General features: G+C 53.8%; 1 protein-coding gene. It reads right to left on the bottom strand.

What is annotated here, in order from left to right; genetic code table 11:
• Positions 1-324: 324 nt before the first annotated feature.
• Entirely contained in the window at positions 325-1,353 is a 1,029-nt protein-coding gene (locus ACFPM8_RS11660; protein WP_378997720.1) for an IS110 family RNA-guided transposase, read from the bottom strand.
• Positions 1,354-1,648 lie beyond the last annotated feature (295 nt).

Here is a 1,648-nt window from a genome sequence, read left to right as displayed (position 1 = left end):
GTCGGGGGTAGCCCGACAGCTAGTCATATATGGACGCCCTCAGTTTGACAAGCATTCAATCGACGATCACAAACAGGTAAAGATTGCAGCCATATATCCGGACTTTTGTGGGGTCGATATCCCTCTGTCCCTGATGGAATATGCTGACCGGCTCCTCTATCACTTTTACGTGCTCAAAGCACGGTGACTAGCTCGGGTTGTGCCGGTCACGGTCTGACCAGTTTTGCCATCATTTCATGTTTGCCTGAGCAATCTGTGGAAGCCCTCCTTGGTTACGTTGATACTCTTTGCTGACTACGTCATGTCTTTCTCCAACCGTGCTGATTACGCGTCTGCGACAGCAGGGACGTAATCAGCACGGAACCGTCTGTCGTTATGCGTCAACAGCGCCCATACGATTCTGGCATTCTTGTTCGCCAGAGCGACCGCAGCCACATTCTTGTGACGTCGCGCCAGCAGCTTGCTGAGCCAGGTCCCGCCAGGCTTGTCTTCTGCACGCCGGATCACTGCTCTGGCCCCGTGAATCAGCAGGGTGCGCAGATAACAGTCGCCGCGCTTGCTAATTCCTAAAAGCAGCGCTTTGCCGCCGCTTGAATGCTGCTTCGGCACCAACCCCAACCACGCCGCCAGTTGTCGCCCATTGGCGAAGCTGCTGGCATCCCCAATCGACGCCACCAATGCACTGGCTGTAATCGGCCCGATTCCAGGAATTTCCGCCAGTTGCCGGCTGATAGCTGAATTGCGGTGCCACAGTTGAATCTTCTGATCCAGCTCTTCTACCTGCTTGTCGAGTTCCTTGAAATGCTGATACAAGCGCTGCAACAGTTCTCGGAAACTGTCCGGTAAATTGGTCTTTTCCAGCAGCTCCGGCAAGCGGCGCGCAATATCCGCCATTCCCCTTGGAAGGATCACGCCAAACTCCGACAGCAAGCCACGAATCTGGTTCGACTGTGCGGTGCGCGCTTTGACGAAGCTCTGGCGCACACGGTGCAGCGACAAAATTGCTTGTTGTTCCTCGGTCTTGATCGCCACAAAGCGCATATTCGGCCGGCTCACGGCTTCGCAAATCGCTTCTGCATCGGCCGCATCGTTCTTGTTTGCCTTCACGTACGGCTTGACGAATTGCGGTGCCATCAGCTTGACGGTATGTCCCATTTCAACCAATTTCCTAGCCCAGTAATGCGCGCTGCCGCATGCTTCCATTCCGATCAGACAAGGCGGCAGCTTGATAAAAAACTCCAGCATCTTGGCGCGACTCAGCTTCTTGCGCAGGACGGCTTTTCCATGACTATCCACCCCATGAATCTGGAAAACGCTCTTTGCCAGATCGATGCCAATAGTAGTAATCTTCATGTCGGACGCTCCTTTCATTGTTAGTGGACGGTAACGATTTCCACTATGGCACCTAGATGCCGTATTTGAAAGAGGGCGTCCATTCCATTACTTTTCTTGCTTCGCCAAGAAAAGTAACCAAAAGAAGGCGACCGCAAAGCCACTGCCTTCCCTTCGGTCAGGTCCCCAAATGTGTCGCCTATCAGTCGGGTGTGAAGGCAAACTCGCTGCGCTCAGACAAGCCTTCCCACAATTCCCGACTGACAGCCGCCACATTTGGCAGCGTCCCAATGCGGAATTCAAATTCAACGGCAAC

Source organism: Paraherbaspirillum soli (genome assembly GCF_042654985.1).
Taxonomy (GTDB): Bacteria; Pseudomonadota; Gammaproteobacteria; order Burkholderiales; family Burkholderiaceae_D; genus Paraherbaspirillum; species Paraherbaspirillum soli.
The sequence above is the reverse complement of the archived record's forward strand: the minus strand, read 5'-3'. Positions and strand labels throughout refer to the sequence as shown.

What these genes read in the sequence shown, in the direction of transcription:
- ACFPM8_RS11660 (WP_378997720.1), bottom strand. Translation starts at nt 1,353, where the DNA reads ATGAAGATTACTACTATTGGCATCGATCTGGCAAAGAGCGTTTTCCAG.